15 protein-coding genes are annotated in these 17470 nt (G+C 64.4%); 4 read left to right on the top strand and 11 right to left on the bottom strand.

The features are described from left to right. Window positions 1-6: 6 nt before the first annotated feature. The 4 genes from GKE62_RS15925 to GKE62_RS15910 are packed head-to-tail and all read right to left on the bottom strand — an operon-like array spanning window position 7 to window position 3779. Window positions 7-912, bottom strand: coding sequence for a hypothetical protein (locus GKE62_RS15925; RefSeq protein ID WP_154693086.1), 906 nt, complete (start codon window positions 910-912; stop codon window positions 7-9). After that, on the bottom strand, window positions 909-1700 hold the full coding sequence (locus GKE62_RS15920) for a polysaccharide deacetylase family protein (protein ID WP_154693085.1): 792 nt from the start codon (window positions 1698-1700) through the stop codon (window positions 909-911). Before GKE62_RS15920 ends, GKE62_RS15925 begins: the two co-directional genes overlap by 4 nt. A 4-nt stretch (window positions 1701-1704) precedes the next feature. After that, entirely contained in the window at window positions 1705-2964 is a 1260-nt protein-coding gene (locus tag GKE62_RS15915; protein WP_154693084.1) for a hypothetical protein, read from the bottom strand. After that, complete coding sequence (locus GKE62_RS15910; protein WP_154693083.1) at window positions 2961-3779, bottom strand: hypothetical protein; 819 nt, start codon at window positions 3777-3779, stop codon at window positions 2961-2963. The genes GKE62_RS15915 and GKE62_RS15910 overlap by 4 nt, the downstream gene beginning before the upstream one ends. A 336-nt stretch (window positions 3780-4115) precedes the next feature. Here GKE62_RS15910 and GKE62_RS15905 point away from each other — a divergent pair, with 336 nt between their 5' ends. Beyond that, on the top strand, window positions 4116-4880 hold the full coding sequence (locus GKE62_RS15905) for a hypothetical protein (protein ID WP_230206757.1): 765 nt from the start codon (window positions 4116-4118) through the stop codon (window positions 4878-4880). A gap of 207 nt (window positions 4881-5087) precedes the next feature. Here GKE62_RS15905 and GKE62_RS18590 read toward each other — a convergent pair whose 3' ends face one another. Beyond that, entirely contained in the window at window positions 5088-5234 is a 147-nt protein-coding gene (locus GKE62_RS18590; RefSeq protein ID WP_195908470.1) for a hypothetical protein, read from the bottom strand. Window positions 5235-5621: 387 nt separating this feature from the next. Between GKE62_RS18590 and GKE62_RS15900 the strand changes: the two genes are divergently transcribed. Beyond that, the gene (locus tag GKE62_RS15900; protein ID WP_154693081.1) at window positions 5622-6554 is read left to right on the top strand and encodes a cupin domain-containing protein; all 933 of its coding nucleotides are present in this window, start codon (window positions 5622-5624) and stop codon (window positions 6552-6554) included. A 162-nt stretch (window positions 6555-6716) separates the two neighbouring features. Here the strand turns inward: GKE62_RS15900 and GKE62_RS15895 are convergent, their stop codons facing one another. The 6 genes from GKE62_RS15895 to GKE62_RS15870 form a co-directional block, all read right to left on the bottom strand. Beyond that, window positions 6717-7988, bottom strand: coding sequence for a threonine ammonia-lyase (locus GKE62_RS15895; RefSeq protein WP_154693774.1), 1272 nt, complete (start codon window positions 7986-7988; stop codon window positions 6717-6719). Between the two features lie 2 nt (window positions 7989-7990). Further along, entirely contained in the window at window positions 7991-10339 is a 2349-nt protein-coding gene (locus GKE62_RS15890; protein WP_154693080.1) for a transketolase, read from the bottom strand. 89 nt (window positions 10340-10428) lie between these two features. Next, entirely contained in the window at window positions 10429-11706 is a 1278-nt protein-coding gene (locus tag GKE62_RS15885) for a nitrate/nitrite transporter (protein ID WP_195908469.1), read from the bottom strand. Window positions 11707-11725: 19 nt separating this feature from the next. Next, on the bottom strand, window positions 11726-12427 hold the full coding sequence (locus GKE62_RS19490; RefSeq protein ID WP_195908468.1) for a TonB-dependent receptor domain-containing protein: 702 nt from the start codon (window positions 12425-12427) through the stop codon (window positions 11726-11728). Beyond that, window positions 12330-14000 (bottom strand): TonB-dependent receptor, encoded by a 1671-nt coding sequence (locus tag GKE62_RS15875; RefSeq protein WP_195908467.1) that lies wholly within the window; start codon window positions 13998-14000, stop codon window positions 12330-12332. The genes GKE62_RS19490 and GKE62_RS15875 overlap by 98 nt, the downstream gene beginning before the upstream one ends. 28 nt (window positions 14001-14028) lie before the next feature. Continuing rightward, window positions 14029-15276: an ester cyclase gene (locus GKE62_RS15870; protein ID WP_154693076.1), complete on the bottom strand. Its 1248-nt coding sequence runs from the start codon at window positions 15274-15276 to the stop codon at window positions 14029-14031. 172 nt (window positions 15277-15448) lie between these two features. On the opposite strand from GKE62_RS15870, the gene GKE62_RS15865 reads away from it, so the two are divergent. Both GKE62_RS15865 and GKE62_RS15860 read left to right on the top strand, forming a co-directional pair. Further along, window positions 15449-16462, top strand: coding sequence for an ester cyclase (locus tag GKE62_RS15865; RefSeq protein WP_154693075.1), 1014 nt, complete (start codon window positions 15449-15451; stop codon window positions 16460-16462). Window positions 16463-16563: 101 nt separating this feature from the next. Then, the gene (locus GKE62_RS15860) at window positions 16564-17430 is read left to right on the top strand and encodes a substrate-binding domain-containing protein (RefSeq protein WP_154693074.1); all 867 of its coding nucleotides are present in this window, start codon (window positions 16564-16566) and stop codon (window positions 17428-17430) included. Window positions 17431-17470 lie beyond the last annotated feature (40 nt).

The following is a 17470-nucleotide window of genomic DNA, read 5'->3' as shown; positions in this document are numbered from 1 at the left end:
CGATTCTCATTCTGGACTCTCGAGCATTCCGGTCGTGCTCAGCACCGCGCCGAGCACGAGGTGGAGCAGCATCGTCATCGCTCCGAATAGCGCTAGCAGAGCGGCGATCTCGCTGTGGCGCCCGACGAAGAACCCGGCGATTGCCGCGAACAGTACATCGCGGCTTGGCGCGAAAGGGAGGCGCGCCACGAGTTGCCGCAGTCCGGCGAGCGCGATCCACCAGCCGATCACGACTCCTGGCAGCAGCAAGTGCCACAAGGCGGCGTAGAGCGCGATGCCAACGGCGACGCGCACCACCTGAATCCGGGCGATGAACCATAGCTCGCCCGACGGCAGGCTCAACAAGCGGCGGCGGAATACCAACGGGGCGAACGAGGAAAGGAGAAACGCTGCCACCGAAAGCTTCAGCGCCAGCGGGTCGATCCCCGGCGGGAGATTTCCGACCAACGCGACGGCGAGCGGCAGAAGCGCCAGCGTCAAAACGTTGCCCACGACCGCGGAAAGAATCGCCACATCCTTGATCGCGCCAAACGGAGAAGCACTGAGCTTCGCGCGCTGGCGGGCCCATGCGTAGAAATAGATCTCGCCTAGATAGCCGAGGAGCAGATCGTTGGTGATCTCCTTACGGAGCAACGCGGCGATTCCGGCGCTGGGAAGTCGCCATAGGCGCCGGTAGATCAGCCACTCGCACACCGGCGTCACCAGATAGTGGAGCACGAACAGGACTCCGAATCCGGCACCGGCCTCCAGCACGTGGCTGTCGGCGCGCAGTTCGAAGCGGCTGTATTCGCGCAGCACGCCCGCGAGCAGCGCAAGCGAGATCAGCGGCCCGAGCCAGTTCGTCCACTTGCGCCCGGCGTTGGCAGGATAGAAAACGACAGCCGATGTGGTCGGCAACGCCAGCGCGTTCATGCCACGGCACCCTCGGATTCGTATGCGATCGCCGGTTTCGCAAGCAGATCGCCGTAGCATCCGATCGGGCGGCGGCTCGCAAAGTGGGCCACCGTCTCGGCAATGCTCCGGCGCAGTTCAGGTACCCCGACATCGCCGGGATGAACCCCGATGCGCACCGTGTTCGTCGCGGCGAGCAAGCGCGGCGCGATCCTGGCGAACGCCAGCGACGATGCGATCCTGCCAGGACTGCGGCTTGCCCAGGTGATAACGGGACCGCGCGCCAACACCTCGCCGTCCGCCGGTCGCCAGACCCGCATATGGCTCTCGACCAAAGGAAGTTCGAGTTCGGCCAATGCCTCCTTGGCGCCCATGCCATAGAGCCAGGCGGGTGCGATGAAGCCGGCCAATAGGCGACCGGTGACGTCTTCGAGCAACTTTCGCCCGTCACCGATCCGTTGCGCCGCTTGGCTGCGCGTCAGTCCGAGAAATTCTCCTTCGCCCGCGGTCATCCAACTTGCACGCAAGCGGTCAAGTCGCCCTCGCGGGGGCACGTCGGCACGGTGGTACCATCCGTGCAGGAAAATCTCGTCGCCGGCATCGGCTGCGGCGCGCAACCGCGCGGCGAACTGCGTTCCGGCCCGGATTGGCGCTTCGCCCCAAAGGTTGGGAACGACCAGCAAGGCGACGCTCCGCGCGCCATGCCGCACTTGAAGCAGGTCGCGCAGCCGCACCACTGCGTGCTCGGTGCATGGCGACACATCGTGGATCGACAGCAGCAGGCGCTTGGCAGGTTGCGGGCCGGGCATGATACTAAGACGTTGCCGCTTTCGCGGGTCCGCAGTCTGACAGGCCGGCAAAATGCTGTTCGCACCGCGTGGTATCGATAGGCGGCAGCGAGACGGGTGCCGTGCTCATCGCGAGTAGGCATTGTCTGATCCGCTCGGGAGCGTTGCCATCGAGCCTCGGGACATGGCGCGCGAGCCAGTCGACCGCTGCCTGACCGCCCGACTGCGAATCATCGAGCGCGGCTCCAACCGCCTGGAGAGCGCCCTCAATGTCGGACACCTGTACCCCGCCGGTGTCCGCCGGATCGATCATCCAGGCAGAGTCGGCCGCGATCTTCCGGCGCACTCGAAACCTCGACAGCACCATGGCAACGCGTTCGACCGGACCATCTCGAGGCCGGACCAAATGTATCGCCGGTCGCCCCGAGACATAGTGGTAGGCAAGAAACGACGAGAGGTTCGAAACCATCACGTCGGCGACCAGCAAATCGGAGAGGTTGTCCGGATGATCGCTCTTGAAGCGCAACTCGGCGTGCGGCGCATCGGCAACCGCGGTTTCGAGGCCCGCCAGAAACGAGGCGGAGTAGCGATGCCGATCGTGCAGGCAAACCAACAGGTTGGCCTCGCGCGCAGCGGTAGCGGCGATCAGTCGCCGGACGAGATCGGTATCGGCCGTATCGCCGTCGAAGACCCCACCGCTGTGCCAGGTGATCGACAGAAGCACCGTCTTGCGATTCATTACGTCGATCGCATAGCGCCCGGCCGCCGCCCGCTTGTCATACGGCGGCGCACGCAGCAACGAGGCGAAAGCCATGCCAACCTCGGGGCAGGCCTCGGCAGGCAGCTTCCAGTCGCGGACCCGCCAAGCCCGGTCGGTTGGTCCATAACATTGCGCTAGGAAATTCGGATTGGGGCGGCGCGGGTCGGCACCAGTCAATCGCTCGACCTGGCGATAGAAGACCGCGAGATCGAGCTTGCTCCGCGCCTTCCATCCCAAGCCATGCCACATGTAGAACAGCCGCGGCGCCACACCCTTGGGAGGCACGTGGTTGTCAGCGACGGCGACATCCGCGGCAAACGCCCGCACCCGCGCCATTGTCGCCGGGTCATCCCGGCCAAGCACCGGGGCGCCGAGTCCGAGCGCGGTCGCGATCGGTTCGCGTTGGTATGCGGCGGCGTCGCCTGCGACGATCAGCAAAGCGACGTCGGGGCAGCCGTCGAGGTGCGCGGCGAGCGCGAGGATGTCGGTCTGGAGGTGCGTCGCCCAGACGACTACGCGAATCATTGCTCGACGCCGCCGGCGACCGCGGACAGGGCAAATACCGCAAGGTGGAGTAGCTGCTGGAGCGCGCTCGACGCCAGGAGCACCCCGGCAAGCGGCGCGGAGGCGAGCGCGAGGTGGTCCGACACTGCAAGCGCGATCCCCACGAACAGCATGTCGCGATTGGGAATGAACGGAATCCGGCCCACGAGAACATAGATCGCCAGCAAAACCAGCAGCGCGCTGACTGAAGCAGCAGGAAGCGCAAGCCACCATTGGACGAGCAGAAACCCCAATCCCAGCGCGAAACGCAGCCCGTGGATTTCCAGCACCGCCAGGATGTCTCCCCGGTCCATCGCAAGCGTTCCACGGCGCGCCAGCAAGACCGCCGGAAGCGCCACGGCAAGCGCGACGGTAGCCGCGCCCCACCAGATGATCGCGTTCGAAGGTAGCCGCTCAAGCGCGACCCGGGTCGCTAGCCAGACCACCAGCAGCGCACCGCCACAACCGGAAACGACCGCCGAGAGCAGGTTGACGTCTTTGATCGCGTGAAAGATCTCGGGGTCGGAACGGTGTACCCTCCCGCGAGCCCAGACCGCCAGCGACACCTCGCCCGAATAACCCACCAGTGCGCTGTTGTAGACGCGCTTGCGGAAGAATAGGCCTAGCGAGCGGCGCAGCCCGACACCCCACAGCCGCCGGTAGATCAGCGCGTCGGCAATCGGAAGCACCAGGTACGCCGCCAGAACCGCAGCATAGAACGCGCCTGACACCGGAAGGGCTTTCCACACCGTCGCCCAGCCGAGAGCTTCGAGCCGCCACGACAGCCACACGATCATTCCGATCGCAACGGCGCAGCCGAGTGGCTTGCGCCAGCGTCCGAGTCGCGCCTGCCAGTCGATCGGCCACCGGCCGACGCTATCGGTCGAGGCGGTAGTGACGTTTGCACCGCTGAAAGGGGCGAGCAGCTCTGAAACTGGACTGTCAGGTGAGAGAGACAGAAGGGCGATCCCGAAACGAGGCAGCAGTTCGGGTTAGGACGCCGCCGGGCTCATCGATCCGCAGTTCCAACGCGAAAAAGTCTTGTACTGCGGACGGGGCCGCGGCCCGGCGTCTCTGTTCCAGTCGCCGCGGCCGATCGCCGCCCAACGGGAGAACCAGCTGTGCCGCTCGCCATGCTCTCGATTCCGGCCCTGATCCTGCAACCCGCGCCGATGTCCGCCACCGCCCAGGCGAACCACGCCGCCGATAGCGGCGTATTCACCGCCACTGCCGAGCCACTCAAATCGCAAGCAGAAGAAGCTCCCGTGTCGCGCGCGCGCCAGGTCGACACGAGGATCGCGATCGTGCCTCGTTTGGCTCCGATCGCCAGTGAACGCACGAGTACGAGTCGGCACAGTTATGTAGGCCAGTCGGGGGATCTGCGCTGGTCTTTCGACACCGAGCGGTTTTACCCGCAGACTTTCCACTGGCTCTCTGCGGACAGGCTGACCCAGCATCGAGGCATCGCCGCGAACGCGGAACTCGGTATCGACCTCGCGCGCGATCGGCTGAGCGCACTGGCCAACGCGACTCTGGAAAAGCGGCCCAATGCGATTGTTGCGAGCAATCGCAACTTCGAATCGAGCCGAACCCTTGGCGCTGGGATCGGGTGGAGCCACGCGGGACAATGGCGTCTCGATATTGCCATGCAGAGCACCACTACCCAGGCCAAATCGCCGATGGCGCGTCTTGCAGCTCTCGCCGATGGCTCGGCGCGAGCCGAACGCCAGGTCTCCAGCCAACTCACCCTTGCGCCAGTGGCGTTCGGTTCGCGCGCCGCTGCGACGTTTGGAATCCGGGCTTCCATGGGCCGGTTGACAGGCTCCGACCGAACCCTTTTCCCAGCCGGGAACGGCTGGGACAAGGGCGTTTTCCTGATCACTCGATTGGCCTTCTGAGCGCATGGCTTAGATCTGCAATCGGCCCTCTTCGCGCGCCGAGCTTCCCGGTCGATGACCAAGTGCTTGCCGCATCCGCCGAAACGACAACGAAGGCTACGCGCGGGCGCAACACGCACGACCCACGATCTTGGCCGTGAATGATTTTGCAAGAGAGCACATCGAAGGCTCGATTTTCACTGTCCCCGCGGGTTCTCTCACTGGAATCTAAGCACTTCGCCTCACGGCAAGTAGCAGAGCGGCGATGGAAATGGGCTGCACCGTCGCCGCCACGGCAGCAAACGACCATCCGATCCTGGTGGGATCGGCAAAGATGTCGTCGGTCAACAGCGCCACCGACAGCGGCCCAAGCAACAGTCCAGATTTTCCAAGCTGCTCATGGGGATCAAGGTTGATGCGCCGATCTTTATCGTCTCGATCTATCCAACCGCGATTAGCTCTCTCGCCGCATGACGGTCTGGGCTGAATGGAACCGGCTGTGGCGGCATTGGCGCAGCGACGCGGTCTATCGGTCTCCGCTCACTGCGCTCGCCGTACGGCGGGACACTCCGGCGGCAGGACCGGCGACCGCTGAATCGCCGGTCTCTAATTGAAACTGGCCCCTGTCGCTTCCGCCGTCGCTCTACGCGTCAGATAGTCGGCCATAGTACTCTCCTCGCGAGATCGCGCTTGACCAAGCGCCGATTCCAGTCGATCATTATTTCTCCGTGTTTTGGAGAAAAGGCAACGGATATGTCGTCGATGACCGAGATTACCGGGACGGCGCTCGCCAGCAGGGTGGTTCGCTATGCTGATCTCAAGCCCTGCTACAATGCATTTGTCGACAGCCGCACGCCCGGTTCGGATCGCAAGGAGAACTTCACGATCATCGGCCCGGGCGTTTCCGAGAACCCGGAGCAATTCGTCCACATCGCCGAAAAGCATGGCTTCAACATTGGCGGCGCGCGTCAGCCGCCGGCCTGCGTCAACTCACAGCACAGTCACGAGACTGCTGAAGTGTTCGTCATTCACAGCGGCCAGTGGAGGTTCGATTTCGGCGTGACCGGTAGCGACGCCTCATTCGAAGCCGGACCAGGGGATGTCGTAAGCTTCCCGCCGCTCGCATTTCGTGGTTTTACCAATATCGGGAAAAATATCGATCAAGCCGGCTTCCTTTGGGCAGTCCTCGGTGCGGACGATCCCGGACGGGTGACCTGGGCTCCACAGGTCTTCGACTTGGCCAAAGCGCACGGCCTCGTCCTTCTCGAGAATGGCTCGCTGGTCGATACGGTCCGTGGAGAGGCGGTGCCGGACGGTGTCCGGCCGATGCCGCGCACGACGCCGGAGACCGTTGCCGCGATGCGCAGGATTTCGCCCGACGAGGCCAGCACCTTCGTTGCCCGGGATCCCTCAACGCACGGGCCTGGAGAAACACTGTTGATCGGGCCGGACGCGCCGTTAGCCCCGAACTCCCATTTCACCTTGTCCCAGATCGCTCTCGACTCCGCTCATCACGCCGGCGACCTCAGCGAGACGCCGACCGTCATGTTTGTTCATCATGGCAAAGCGACGGTTGAGGTTGCCGAGGACGTGACGACGCTGGGTCCGGGGGACACGATCACGATTCCGGTTGGCGCCAGATGGCGTTGCCGTGGAACCGAGGGTACGACCGTCTTTGTCGTGCGCGGAGTCTGAAGGTCCAAACGTAGTGAGTGGCCGGATCCGCGGTTGTACATTCCGCTCTCCACGCCGCCGAAGGATCAGAAGCCTGGGGCGGTCCTCGCGGCCCTGGCCCTTGCACGCGTGAAGGGGCGGCTGGACCCATGCAGAACAGCCGCGCACCACTGGTCGTGACGCTCACGACGCAGTCGCGGCCTCCACCACGAAGCCCTCTGCGTCGAGGGACCGCAGGAGCGGGTCGAGCAGTTCGGAATCGGCCAATTCGACCTCGACTTCGACTCGCGCCGATTTCGCATCGGCGGCGAGGAATGTCCGGTCGTGACTGACGGTACCGATGTTGCCGCCTTGTCGACCAATCTCCGCGCAGAGCCGCCCGAGCGATCCTGCGCGGTCGGGCAATTGAACCACCAAACGCACGATGGTTCCTTCGCGGACCTGCTGCCGTCGCAGGATCGCGGTGAGCAAACGGTTGTCGATATTGCCGCCCGAAAGGATAAGACCCACGCGCTTGCCGGCAAACGCGCGCGGATTGGAAAGGACGGCGGCCAGACCGGCCGCACCTGCGCCTTCGCACAGCGTCTTCTCGATCTGGAGGAGCAGCGCGATGGCCGTCTCTATCGCGCCTTCGCCGACCACCAACACGTCGTCGACGAGTGCTTCGACATACTGCCGCGTGCGGAAACCGGCCGCAGCGACCGCTATACCCTCGGCAATGGACGAGCCACCCCGAACCGCATCCGGCCAGCGGCCCGTGGCCAGCGCCATCGACGGAAACATATCGCTTTGCACGCCAACGATCCGCGGCCGGTCTGCCCGTTCGTGCGCGGCGAGGGCGACGCCCGAAATGAGGCCGCCTCCGCCCACCGGTACCACTATGACATCGAGGTCGGGCCGATCATCGAGCATTTCGAGGGCGACGGTGCCTTGACCAGCGATCACCCGATCATCGTCGAAGGGATGAATGAGAGTGAGGCCTCGTGTCTCCAGGAGCCCGGGGAGCGCGGCGGAGGCCTCGGCGAAGTCCTCGCCGTGGAGGAGCACTTCGGCGCCAAGTGCGCGCGTGCGATTGGCCTTAACCGCGGGTGTTCCGCGAGGCATGACGATCGTCGCGGGAACGCCGAGTTGCGCCGCGTGGTAGGCTACGCCCTGGGCATGATTGCCAGCAGATATCGCAATCACGCCGCGCGCCCGGTCCTCCTCGGACAGCAGTAGCAGTGTGTTGAGCGCGCCGCGCTGCTTGAAGCTGCCTGTGAACTGCAGGTTCTCGAACTTCAGCCAGACTTCGGCCTGGGTAAGCTCCGAAAGGGTCTGCGAAGGGAGAAACGGGGTCTGTGGAATGCGCCCCGCGAAGCGGGCAGCGGCCGCCCTGACGTCGACCGATGAGAGCCAGCCAGTTCCGACGAGGCTCGCGTGAACGGCAGCCGGTTCACTGAGGCTTGTCGCGCCCATGGTCATGCCGGCAAACCCAGGAAGAGTTCGGCGGCGGCATCGACGATCGCTTCGGCATCGAGGCGATAGGTTCGGTATAGATCGGGCAGGTCGCCGGTCTGGCCGAAGCGGTCGATGCCGAGCGGGCTGGTGCGCATGCCCCGGACCCCGCCGAGCCACGACAGCGTCGAAGGCGAGCCGTCGATGATCGTGACCAGTCCCGCTGTGGGGGAGAGTGCGCCGAGCAGCGTCTCGACATGGCTCGGCGCGGCGCTCTTGCCGGTGCCGCGGGCTGCCCGGGCCGCCGACCAGCCGCGATGGAGCAGGTCGGGTGAGGTCACTGCCAGCACTCCGAGACCGGGAACGTCGTCCTGCAGTTGCTCGAACGCTTCGAGCACCTCGGGGACAATGGCCCCCGTGTAGACCAGCGCGGCCTCGGCGTCGGTCGCGGGGCGCCTGAGCCAGTAGCCGCCCTTCAGCGCATCGGCCTCCCACGCCTCGTCCGCCCGTTCGACCTGTTCGATCGATCGTGTCGTCAGCCGCAAGTAGACCGAGCCGCCGTCTTCGGCTTGCAAGTGCGCGAACGACCAGCGCATCAGCAGCGCCAGCTCGTCGGCGAAGGCCGGTTCGAAATAGGTGAGGCCTGGCTGGCCGATCCCGATCAGCGGCGAGTTGATCGACTGGTGCGCGCCGCCCTCCGGGCCCAGCGTCACTCCTGCCGGCGTCGCCACCAGCAGGAACCGCGCGTCCTGATAACAGCCGTAGTTGAGCGCATCGAGCCCGCGGGCGATGAACGGATCGTAGACCGTGCCGACCGGCAGCAGCCGGGTTCCGAACAGCGGCGCGGCGAGGCCCAGCGCGGCGAGCATCAGGAACAGGTTGTTCTCGGCGATGCCGAGCTCGATATGCTGCCCCGCCTGGTGCCCCGACCACTTCTGCGCCGAGGGGATACGAGCCGCGTGAAACACGTCCTTCAGCTCGGAGCGACGGAACAGCCCGCGCTGGTTGACGAACGCGCCGAGGTTGGTCGAGACGGTCACGTCGGGCGAGGTGGTGACGATCCGGTCGGCCAACGGATGACCCGACTTCGCCAGCTCGAACAGGATCTTGCCGAACGCCGCCTGGGTCGATTGCTCGTTGCCTTCGGGGACGGGCAAGCGATCGGGCACCGGCACCGCCGCCGCCTGCGGTTCGCCCTCCTTCGCGGCGAGCGGCGAGGCCGCGATGAAATCCTTGAGCACGGTCGCGGCGTTCCCGCCAAGGCCGCCGAACGGTTCCCATTCCTCGCCTGGCGCGATCCCCAGCTCGTCGCGCAAGCCCTCGATCTGGGTCGGGTTCATCAGCCCGGCGTGGTTGTCCTTGTGGCCCGCGAACGGCAGGCCGAAGCCCTTGACCGTGTAGGCGATGAACATCGTCGGCCGGTCGTCCTGCGCCTGGTCGAACGCTTCGACCAAGGTCTCGATGCAGTGCCCGCCAAGATTGGTCATTAGCGCGGCGAGGTTGGCGTCATCGTAGCTCGCGATGAGCTTGGCCACCTGCGGCTTGTCGCGAATGTCGCGCAACAGCCGTTCGCGCCACGCCGCGCCGCCCTGATAGGTCAGCGCCGCGAAATCGGCGTTCGGGCAAGTGTCGATCCAGTCCTGCAAGGTCTTGCCGCCCGGCTTCCTGAACGCTTCGAGCTGGCGCTTGCCGTACTTGAGCGTCAGCACCCGCCAGCCGCAGGTCTCGAAGATATCGTCGAAGCGCCGGAACATGCGGTCGGCGGTGGTGTGGTCGAGGCTCTGCCGGTTGTAGTCGACGATCCACCAGCAGTTGCGGACATCGTGCTTGTAGCCCTCGATCAGCGCTTCGTAGATGTTGCCCTCGTCGAGTTCGGCATCGCCCATCAGCGCGATCGTCCGCCCGGCCTGGCTCTCGGCCAACTGGCCATGCGCGACCAGATAGTCCTGGACCAGGCTGGCGAACAACGTGATCGCCACGCCGAGTCCGACCGAGCCGGTCGAGAAGTCGACCGGGATCCGGTCCTTGGTGCGGCTGGGATAGCTCTGAGCGCCGCCCAGCCCGCGGAAGCGCTTGAGTTGATCCAGGCTCTGGTTGCCGAGCAGGTAGTGGATCGCGTGCAGCACCGGTCCGGCGTGCGGCTTGACCGCGACCTTGTCGTTCGGTCCCAGCGCGTGGAAATAAAGCGCCGCCATGATCGTCGAGATCGACGCACAGCTCGCCTGGTGCCCGCCCACCTTCAACCCGTCGCGGCTGTCGCGCAGGTGATTGGCGTTGTGGATCGTCCACGACGCCAACCACCGCAGGCGCGTGTCAAGTGTCTCGAGCAGGTCGACTGCGCTCGATACGGCCGGAACGGAAACGTCGATCACAACAACCTCACTCGAAAGACAACAGACGTGGCGGACGGGCCGCGAGTTGCTTCGCTAGTTAGCGCATTCCTGGGAACGTGCGTAGGGTGTCATCTCCCGGCTCGCTCGGCCGAGAACCCACGATAGAGCCCGCTCGTCTTGAGCGTCTCGGGCAAGGCAGCCCACAGGATCGCGCCGGCCAGAAAGGTGAGAGGCGCGAGAGCCATGCCGATTGTGAGCGAAAAGTGGGCAGCGACGCCGGCGACGATCAGAGGCGCGGCGATCGAGATAACGTGACCCCCGTGAAAGAGCGAGGTGCCCATCGGGCGAAGCCGCACCGGGAACAGTTCGGCGAAATAGGCCGCCCAGACGTTGGTGCACGACAGGCAGATCGCATAGCCAAGCTCGACCAGCATCAGCACCGGGATCGAGACCGGGGCGACGAGAAAGACGATGGCGAAGACCGCCGCCAGCGCGAACCCGGCCGCGTTGACGCGGCGGCCGTAGCGATCGGCGATCCAGCCCCACAACAGCGTGCCGAGCAGCGTGCCGATGCCGTCGATCGTAACGAACAGCCCGGTAAGCTCCGCGCTGAAGTGCCGGACCTGAGTCAGGTACGTAGTGATGAAACCCGAGTAGAACTGATAGGCTGAGAAGTTGAGGCCGGCCAGCACCAGACAGGCCAGGGTCAGCCAAAGCCGGCGTCCCGACAACATTTCACGCCAGCTGCCACGCTGCTCCGACACCTCGCTGGCGACCTCCTCATCGGCATAGACGACCAGACCGCGATCGCTAGGAAGAAAAGCGGCGACCAGCACGGCCACCACCAACGGGCCGGCGACGCCCACCCACAGCAAGGTGCGCCAGCCGCCTTCGCCGACGGCCGAGCCGAGCGCGCCGATCCCCATCAGCGCGATGGAAAACATCGCCATGTTCACGCCCAGCAGCCGCGCTCTCACCCGGGGTGGGAAGAGGTTGGCGAGCATCGTGATCGAGGCAATATAAGTGGCGGTCAGCCCGATGCCGACGAGAAAGCGCGACGCTGCCCAGGCCGCAAAGCTTTCTGCGGCGAGGTTCGTCGCGGTAAGCGCGGCGAGCGCAAGCGCGCCGGTGACAAGTACCGGCTTGGCGTGAAATCGGGCAACGATGACAGGAACGAGGAACGACCCGAGGATTACGCCCGAGCCTTGCGCGGTATAGAGCCAGGCGGTTTCGGCGAGCGTCATCCCGGCGCGCTTGATGAGAAACGGCCGGATGAAATCGACGACGACGAAGTTGTAGTTATAGGCAAGGCTCGCCAGCGCGAGGATGCCGTAAATCAGCGTCTGCTCGCGTCGGCCAAGCGCGTCGGCCCGCCTGGCCTGCGGGAGCGGAACCGGCCGCGCCATGTCCGCTCCCGCCATGGCCCTAGAACTTGAAGCCAGCCGCCACGCCCCACTGGCGCGGTGGGGCATAAGCCATGAAATAGGCGCCGCGACCACCGAACTCGCCGCCCGCCTTGACCGCCGTGTTCTCGATATTGGTCACGTAGCCCTCCAACGTCCAGCGGTCGTCCGGCGCCGCATACGTCAGACGGAAGTCAGTCTTGGTATAGGCCTTCTGCCGTTCGATGAAGGCGTTGAAGTCGGTCAGGTAGTAGCGCGAGGCAAAACTCGTCTGGACACGCGGGGTGAGCGTCGCGCCGTTACCCAACGGTATGGCGTAGCTCGCAGATGTGCCGATCCGGTACTTTGGCGAGAACCCGGACTGATTGCCCGCAATGCTGATCAGGGCTCCGCTGATCGGGTCGAAGGCTGCGGCGCCCTTGCGGTAGTATGCGTCGAGATAGGAAGCTACGATCCCGACCTCGAACCCGCGCACCGGGCGGATCAGCACTTCGGCTTCGACCCCCTTGGCCCGGCGCTTGCCGACGTTCTGCGTGTAAGTGAGAAACGTCTGCAGATCGAAGCCGTTGATCTGGATCGCGCTGTAGTTGTTGACGAACGCGGCCACGTTGACTTGCAGCGTGTCGTCAAGCCACCGGGTCTTGGCGCCGACCTCGTAAGCGGTGACCGTTTCCGGACGGAAGAATGTAATGTCGACGCCGTCGTTCGGCAGCGGATCGACCACCAGCGGGTTGAACCCGCCCGAGCGGGAAGCCGTTGCTGACGCTGGCGTAGATCAACTTGTCGGGAGTGACCTGGTAATCCAGCGCACCGCGCCAGGTGACCTTGTCGAAATGACGTGACCGCCGCGGATAAACCGTAGGCTGTCCGGCGGTCAGGTTGGCAGTGTCAACGCCGCTCGCGATCTTCTCGTCGTTAGTATAGCGCGCCCCGCCGGTCAGGCGCAGTTGCTCGGTCAGATTGTAGCTCGCCTGCCCGAAGAAGGCGTAGGACTTGGTCGAGTAGCGCGACAGCGTCTCGTCGGTGATGATGCCAAGAGTCACCCGCCGCTGCTGAAAGAACTCGGAGGCCTTGGTGTCGAGATAGTAGCCCCCGAGAATCCATTGGAACGGCCTCGTCGAAGCCGACGCCAGCTGCGCCTCACCGGTCCAGGTGCGGTTGGTCGAATGCTGGATGTTGGTGCGGACGAGGAACGCGGTGAAGTCGCCGTCGCTGGTGCGGTTGGCATCGAAGTCGTTGTAGCTACCTAGCAACTTGAGACGGGCGAAGTCGAAATCGTAGTTCAGCTCGAGCGAGCCGGCGTAGTCGCGAATATCGCGGGTTGAGGGTGTATCCTGCTCGATCGTCCATGGATAGCGGTTTACCGGCACGCCGGCAGCAGGCAACGTCGCGATATCGCTCTGCCGGGCGCGCGGATTGACGTAAAGGATGGTCGTGCCGGCGATGTCCTGGTCGCCCGCCGCGTTCACCTGGATGCCTTCAACCTTGTATTCGTAGGCACCGGCACCCGCGCCCTTGCCGATCCAGACATTGCCGCGCGCGATCAGTTCAAGCCGATCGCTGGGTTCCAAGCGGAGGGTGGCACGGCCCGTGAAGTCGTCGATGTCCCCCGCGCGTGTGCCGCCGGGGGTGAGATTGCGGACATAGCCGTCGGATTTCTCGTACTGGGCAGCAACGCGCAGACCCGCGGTGTCTCCGAGCGGACTGCTGACGATCCCGGTCAGCTTGTAGTGATTGAACCGGCTGTATTCACCCTTGCCGATAACTTCGAAGTCGCGACCAGGAAGATTGCTCACCAGCGAAATATTGCCGCCGAAGCTGTTGCGACCATAGAGCGTGCCTTGCGGGCCGCGCTGTACCTCGACCCGGGCGAGATCGAGAAACCCGGCCAGGGCCTGTTGGTTGGAGGACTGGTAGATGCCATCGACAAAGAACGCGACGGTCGCGTCGGCCTGAGCCTGGCGGCTGTTGTCGGTGTTCACCCCGCGCAGCGCAGGCCGCGTGTCCGAACCGCTCTGGCCCACGCTCAGCCCGGGGGTGACAACCTCGAGGCGGGTGATGTCCTTGATGCCGGCCTGTTCGAGCCCGCGGCTGTCGATGGCGGTGATCGCGATCGGGACGGTCTGCAGCCGTTCTTCGCGCTTCTGGGCGGTGACGACGATGTCGCCGATACCGCTGTCGTTGGTGTCGGATGAAGCCTGCTCACCTGCCGGGGCCGCCTGGGCGTTTGCGGACGTCGGGAGTGCGACGGCAGCGAGCGACACGGTTAAAAGCAGTGCGTGAACGGATCTAGTCATGGACATATCCTCCCTGGATGATGGTCGCTCAGATCGGCTCGTCGGCCAGGATCTGCTGAAGCAGGTCGAACTCATTGAACATCTGCCACTGCTCGCGCACGCGGCCATCCTTGATCCGGTACTGATCGATGCCCCAGATCCGGCACTGGCGGCCGGTCGGCTGGCCGTAGACCCCGAATCCGCGATGGGTTCCAACCGCCGACCAACGCAACGAGACCAGGAACCCGTCTGACTCGTTGCCCATCCAGTAGATCTCGTCGACCTGGGCGGCGATGTCGGGAAACATCGCGATCAGGCTCAGGACATAGCTCTTGTACGCCGACAGGCCGCGCAGCTCCCGGTCGGTTGGCCCATGGAAGACGAGCCGCGGGTCGTAGATCCGGTCGAGCGCTGCGAGATTGCGCCAGTTCCACGCATAGTGATGCGCCCGGCGAAGCTCCCCCTCGATATCAAAGCCGCTGGCATTTGATGGCAACGGCAAGGACAGCGGCTTGCCTTGTCCCTGAAGACGGGTGCCCTCGGATGGCTGAATACGCGGTCCGTCGGCGCGAACTCGCGCATTGCCGAATTCGCGCGCCTTCTCGAACAGGTCGAGCCCCATCTGTTGGAGCATCGCCGACTGGTTGTAGATAACCCACTCTTCGTGGATCTCGTTGGCTTCGGCGAGGCAGTTGGCGATGCACCACAAGCTGATGCGTTTGCCGGTCGGGGGGCCAAAACGGCTGTAGCCGGTGTTGGTCCCGGTGATCACCGTGCGATGAGAGGTGAAGAACCCGGTGTCCTCGTTGCCGGCCCAGATCACCTCATCGGCATAGAGACGAATGTCGGGGAATGCGTTGATCGTATGGACAGTGTCGGCGACGATCTTGTCGCGGCCGTACTGGAGCCCGGCATCGTCCGTTACTCGGCAATTGTGCCGGTAGGTATCGTAGATGTAGCCGATGTCCTTCTCTTCCCAGATGCGGTGGGTGATCCGAACGATGTAGTCGATGATGTCGACGTACTGGTCTTCGAACCCCTTCATCGGCTGGCGCCGCTCGGTCCCGGGGTTGAGCAGGAGCCGGTCGGTTCCTCCGCGCACCGCGTCTTTGAGCGAGATCGAGAAGTCGCCCGGCATCGCCGAGAGCGGCACCCGCAGGACATCGCTGAGGGGTTCGCGCGCCTCCTCATCGCCCGAGGCAATGCGCGGCGCGCTTACCAGCTTGGCGGGTCGGCCTTCGCTATCCTGTTCGGCCAGGGCCATGTCGCTCCTCTCGATCGCGCTTAGTTTTCCCATTTACGGAAAAACATCATAGACCGAGGTGAAACGCAAGGGCTTTTTCCGAATAGCAGGTTTTCTGTCTTTTTTTCGCTACTTTTGTCGACGTACAGCTTTCCGTGCATCGGAGGTATCGTTGCATTTCTCCCGAAATCGGATACGCTTTTCGGCGAATCATGGGAGATCGGAGATGAAGCTGCATCCAGCGGGCGCAACCAAGCGGCGGGTCATCGAGGGTTTACGGCGAATTGCTCGGGCTACGCCCGATGCGATCACGATCGTTGCCGGCGAGCTATTCGCTGAGGACGCGGCTTATATCTCTGCGCACCCGGTCAACCAGATGCATGGGCTTGCCGAAATCGCGCATCGCTACCTTGTGCCCCTCAAGCACGCGATGCCCGACCTCGAGCGCCGCGACGACATCGTGATGAGCGGTCATTGGCAGGACGGCGATTGGGTTTCGGCAACTGGCTACTACTATGGCACGCTCCAGCACGAGCTGTTCGGATTCCGTCCGAACAATGCCTGGGTCTACCTGCGCTACGGCGAGTTCTATAAGCTGATCGATGGCCGGATCGTCGATGCCTACGCCATCCTCGACTGGGTCGATTTCTTCCGCCAGCTCGGCATCAATCCGCTGCGGCGAGCGCTGGGTGTGGAAGGCCTTTGTCCACCGCCGATGGCTCAGGACGGACTCCAGCTATACGATTGCGACCCCAACGAAGGCGAGGCCAGCCTAAAGCTCGTCGAAGCGATGATCTTCGAAGGCATGTGGGCATTCGATGGGGTTAATCACGAGACCATGCGCTTTCACGATTTCTGGGTCGAGGACATGATGTGGTACGGCCCTGGCGGGATCGGCACCACGCGCGGTGTAGAAAACTTCTATCGGTACCACGAAGGTCCGTTCAACGAGGCCTGGCCCGACTTCAAGGGGGGCAACCATGTCGCGCGGTTCGGAGACGGGCCTTATACCTGCTCGACCGGATGGCCCTCGATCAAGGCGACCCACTCCGGTGGCAACTTCCTTGGCCTGGCGCCATCGAACCAGGCAATCACGATGCGCGTCATGGACTGGTGGCGTCGCAATGATGACCGCCTGGCGGAAAACTGGATCTTCATCGACCTTCCCGAGCTCTTTGATCAGCTTGGGCGCGATCTCTTCGCCGAGGCGCGCGCGCTGCAGCCCGCGGTGTTCGCCTAAACGCCACAAGCGCCGACCACGTGGAACTTGACCGGGTCCGGTCCCTTCCGCCAACTGGTGAAAGTTGCTCTTCTCCTCGTGAGGCTCGTGCGTTCGGTGTCATGCTTGCGTCGTCGCAAAACCTGATCGCGCTGATCATCGCGCGCGCAACCATGCTCGCCTACCCCGAGCTGCTGCCCGAGCTTGCCCGTGCGTTGCAGCGCGCCGACTTCCGGTTCGTCCTCGAGGTGATTGAGCACGAGCGCGATGCCGACCAGGCGATGCTCACGTTCGCCAATCTCGATGTTGCCGGGATCATCGCGGCCGCTCGGCCCAGTGAGGACAGCATGCGGCTGGCCCAGGCGCGCGGCGTCCCGCTGCTGCTCTACAACTGCCATGCCGACGGCCCAACCGTCGATTCGGTCAGCTGCGACCATGCGGCAAGCGGGCAGGCACTCGCCTCGCTGCTGCTCGACGCCGGCCATCGCCGTTTCGGGATCATCGCCTCGCCATCCGACTCCCTGGTCGGGGTCGAACGCGCTGCAGGCGCGGTGAAGACGCTCAACGAGGGCCGAGCACTGACGATCGAGGTGGTGCCCGGCGACTACAGCTACGAAAGCGGCGCCGCTGCTCTCGACGCGCTGTTCGCGCGCATGAAACCGAGGCCGTCAGCGATAATCGCGATCAACGACGCAATGGCGATCGGCGCGCTCGACCGTGCGCGCGCGCTTCAGGTCCGCATTCCGCGCGACCTCTCGATCGTCGGCATCGACGGTACGCAAACGGCCCGCTTGCCGTCCTACGATCTGACAACGATGCGCCAGCCGCTTCGTCGCTTGGCCGCGATGGCGGTCGAGCGCCTGCAGAAGCGGATCGCCGACGTGGACCGGCCTGCCGAGGTGCGGCTTTACGCTGCCGAGCTTATCCGCGGCACGACAGCGCGCCTTGAGCGGCCTGTGCGCAAGAGCAAGGCGAACGCTGCCACCTAAAGGCGGAAGACGCAGCCCTGTCGCTGCGCTTGCACCGACC

The organism is Novosphingobium sp. Gsoil 351, from assembly GCF_009707465.1.
In the GTDB taxonomy this organism is placed as follows: domain Bacteria; phylum Pseudomonadota; class Alphaproteobacteria; order Sphingomonadales; family Sphingomonadaceae; genus Novosphingobium.
This window is presented reverse-complemented; position numbering and strand designations above follow the sequence as displayed.

Excerpts from the sequence above, each read along its gene's own strand:
- GKE62_RS15925 (WP_154693086.1), bottom strand. The coding sequence starts at position 912 with ATGAACGCGCTGGCGTTGCCGACCACATCGGCTGTCGTTTTCTATCCT.
- GKE62_RS15920 (WP_154693085.1), bottom strand. The coding sequence starts at position 1,700 with ATGCCCGGCCCGCAACCTGCCAAGCGCCTGCTGCTGTCGATCCACGAT.
- GKE62_RS15915 (WP_154693084.1), bottom strand. The coding sequence starts at position 2,964 with ATGATTCGCGTAGTCGTCTGGGCGACGCACCTCCAGACCGACATCCTC.
- GKE62_RS15910 (WP_154693083.1), bottom strand. The coding sequence starts at position 3,779 with ATGATCGTGTGGCTGTCGTGGCGGCTCGAAGCTCTCGGCTGGGCGACG.
- GKE62_RS15905 (WP_230206757.1), top strand. The coding sequence starts at position 4,116 with ATGCTCTCGATTCCGGCCCTGATCCTGCAACCCGCGCCGATGTCCGCC.
- GKE62_RS15900 (WP_154693081.1), top strand. The coding sequence starts at position 5,622 with ATGACCGAGATTACCGGGACGGCGCTCGCCAGCAGGGTGGTTCGCTAT.
- GKE62_RS15895 (WP_154693774.1), bottom strand. The coding sequence starts at position 7,988 with ATGGGCGCGACAAGCCTCAGTGAACCGGCTGCCGTTCACGCGAGCCTC.
- GKE62_RS15885 (WP_195908469.1), bottom strand. The coding sequence starts at position 11,706 with ATGGCGCGGCCGGTTCCGCTCCCGCAGGCCAGGCGGGCCGACGCGCTT.
- GKE62_RS15875 (WP_195908467.1), bottom strand. The coding sequence starts at position 14,000 with ATGACTAGATCCGTTCACGCACTGCTTTTAACCGTGTCGCTCGCTGCC.
- GKE62_RS15870 (WP_154693076.1), bottom strand. The coding sequence starts at position 15,276 with ATGGGAAAACTAAGCGCGATCGAGAGGAGCGACATGGCCCTGGCCGAA.
- GKE62_RS15865 (WP_154693075.1), top strand. The coding sequence starts at position 15,449 with ATGAAGCTGCATCCAGCGGGCGCAACCAAGCGGCGGGTCATCGAGGGT.
- GKE62_RS15860 (WP_154693074.1), top strand. The coding sequence starts at position 16,564 with ATGCTTGCGTCGTCGCAAAACCTGATCGCGCTGATCATCGCGCGCGCA.